Origin of the sequence: Nocardioides sp., assembly GCF_050699375.1 — a bacterium.
Taxonomy (GTDB): domain Bacteria; phylum Actinomycetota; class Actinomycetes; order Propionibacteriales; family Nocardioidaceae; genus Nocardioides.
The window spans coordinates 1-2,441 of record NZ_JBOHDN010000245.1; the positions used below are offsets into that span (position 1 = coordinate 1).

The 2,441-nt window shown below is 67.7% G+C and carries 3 protein-coding genes and 1 pseudogene; 1 reads left to right on the top strand and 3 read right to left on the bottom strand.

Annotation, left to right across the window (positions count from 1 at the left end; genetic code table 11):
* Together ACRDPS_RS18100 and ACRDPS_RS18105 are read right to left on the bottom strand one after the other, a co-directional pair.
* Positions 1 to 214, bottom strand: a 214-nt coding sequence (locus ACRDPS_RS18100; RefSeq protein WP_431503054.1) for an NAD(P)-binding domain-containing protein, incomplete at its 3' end; no start/stop codon positions are given.
* Positions 215 to 302: 88 nt separating this feature from the next.
* On the bottom strand, positions 303 to 980 hold the full coding sequence (locus tag ACRDPS_RS18105) for a TetR/AcrR family transcriptional regulator (RefSeq protein WP_431503055.1): 678 nt from the start codon (positions 978 to 980) through the stop codon (positions 303 to 305).
* Between the two features lie 112 nt (positions 981 to 1,092).
* On the opposite strand from ACRDPS_RS18105, the gene ACRDPS_RS18110 reads away from it, so the two are divergent.
* Complete coding sequence (locus ACRDPS_RS18110; RefSeq protein ID WP_431503056.1) at positions 1,093 to 2,247, top strand: acyl-CoA dehydrogenase family protein; 1,155 nt, start codon at positions 1,093 to 1,095, stop codon at positions 2,245 to 2,247.
* Between the two features lie 12 nt (positions 2,248 to 2,259).
* On the opposite strand, the pseudogene ACRDPS_RS18115 reads toward ACRDPS_RS18110, so the two are convergent.
* Positions 2,260 to 2,441, bottom strand: a pseudogene (locus ACRDPS_RS18115) (diiron oxygenase); the annotation flags it as partial.

Consider the following 2,441-nt stretch of genomic DNA (forward strand, 5'->3'; position numbering starts at 1 on the left):
TGCTCAGCGTCGCCACGAAGTCATCGATCGTCTCGGAGGCGAGGAAGCCCGCCTCCGGGTGCTCCGTGACGAGCTCCTCGGTGCGGGCGTAGGTGCGGTTGTAGACCGCCACCGTGTTGCCCTCGCGGGAGGCGAGGTTGCGGGCCAGGTTGGACCCCATGACGGCCAGGCCGACCACGCCGATGTTCGCGCGGCCACTGTCGTTGTTCGGCATCGTGCTCCTCGTCGCTGCTGCTTCGTTGCTGTGTCTGATCTTGCTGCGTCTGGTCGCTGCGCCTGCTGAATGGGCGGAGCCGCCACCATCATGCCCTTGGGGCGAAGACCATGTCCTCGGGGATCTCGAGCCCGAGCTGGGCGAGCAGGTCGAAGAGCACCCCGGCGACCTGCCGGGTGAGCCGGTCCACCACTTCGTCTCGGGTCTCGTCGTCATGGTCGAGCCACCAGATGATGCTCGCGTCGACCATCCCCATCAGCCCGGCGAGGACGCCGTCGGGCGGCTCGCCGCTGAGCTCGGTCTCGCTCAGGTAGCCGCGCATCGCCTCGACGAGCTCGTTGAGGAACCGGGTGCGCCCCATCCGGGCGCGGTGCAGTGCCTTGGTCTGCTGCTGGGCAGCGACGAAGCGATAGAGGTTGGGGTGCTCGGCTGCCCAGTCGACGCACGGCGCGATGACCCCGCCGATCACCTCTCGGGGTGTTCCGGTGCGAGCCAGATTCGGACGTACGCGGCGCAGCAGCTCGTTGGCGGCGAATCGGGTGACCTCGGCGTCGAGCTGCTCCTTGCCCGCGAAGTGCCGGTAGACGTTTGGTCGTGGCAGACCGGCCCGCTCGGCGATCTGCGCCATCCCGACGGTGGGACCGACCTCCTCGATCGCCTCGACCGCCGCGACCACCACTCGGGAGCGTCGCGAGTCGTCCTCGAGCGCCTCTTTGGCCGAGCGGCGCCGCACCGTCGAGTCGACCCACTTCGCCACGTCCACCACGCATTCACCGTATCGCGGATACACCTTGTATCCAGGTCGGTCGCGGTGATACAACCTGTATCCAGAACATCGTGTCCCACTTAACTGTGGGAATCGACCGGAAGGAATGCCCGTGACCCGCCGCTCTCCCTGGATGGACCAGGACCTCGAGGACCTGCGCGACCTCGCCCGCACCTTCTGCGAGAAGGAGATCAAGCCCAACATCGACTCCTTCATCGCCAACAAACAGGTCGACCGCGATCTGTGGAACCGGGCCGGCGAGCTCGGCCTGCTCTGCCTCTCCGTGCCCGAGGAGTACGGCGGCGGTGGCGGCACCTTCGCCCACGAGGCCGTGCTGATCGAGGAGCAGGCCCGTGTCGGCGACTCCTCGTGGGGTGCCCCGCTGCACAGCGGGATCGTGGCGCACTACCTGGTGGCGTACGGCACCGAGGAGCAGAAGCAGGAGTGGCTGCCCAAGATGGCCAGCGGGGAGGTCGTCGCCGCCGTCGCGATGACCGAGCCCGGCACCGGATCGGACCTTCAGTCGATCAAGTCGAAGGCGATCCGCGACGGCGACGACTACGTCGTCAACGGCGCCAAGACGTTCATCACCAACGGCCTCCAGGCCGACATGGTGCTGGTCGCGGTCAAGACCAACCCGGAGGAGAATGGCGCCGGGATCTCCCTGGTCATCGTCCCCACCGACGCCCCCGGCTTCCGACGCGGCCGGGTGCTCAACAAGATCGGGATGAAGGGCCAGGACACCTGCGAGCTCTTCTTCGACGACGTACGCATCCCCGCGACCAACCTGCTCGGTGCCAAGGAGGGCGACGGCTTCGTCCAGCTGATGCTGCAGCTGCCGCAGGAGCGCCTCATCGTCGCGCTCGGCTGCGTCGCGGCGATGGAGTTCGCCTACGAGGAGACGATCTCGTACGTCCACACCCGCACCGCCTTCGGCCGCCCGGTCTTCGGCTTCCAGAACACCAAGTTCACGATGGCCGAGGTCGCCACGGAGGCACGGGTGGCGCGATCCTTCATCGACGAGTGCATCGAGCTGCACATCAAGGGCGAGCTCGACATCCCGACGGTCGCGATGGCGAAGTACTGGTGCTCGGAGCGGGCCATGAAGGTCGTCGACAAGTGCGTGCAGATGCACGGCGGCTACGGCTACATGGAGGAGTACCCCATCGCCCGTGCCTTCACCGACCTGCGCGTCCAGCAGATCTACGCGGGGACGACCGAGATCATGAAGGAGATCATCAGCCGTTCCCTGCCCGTCCCGGCCTGAGGCCGGTCCTACCTACGCGGCGGCGGTGGGCGGCGCGGCCCGGAAGCGTGCCGGCCGTCCATCGACGCCGAGCGCTCGCCACGCCCAGCCGGTCAGTGGCGTACGCAGCCCGAGGTTGTCGAAGAGCATCCGCACGTCGGCGAAGAGATGCCGCCGGAACGCGGCGGCCTGAGGTCCAGAGCCCCAGACCTCGC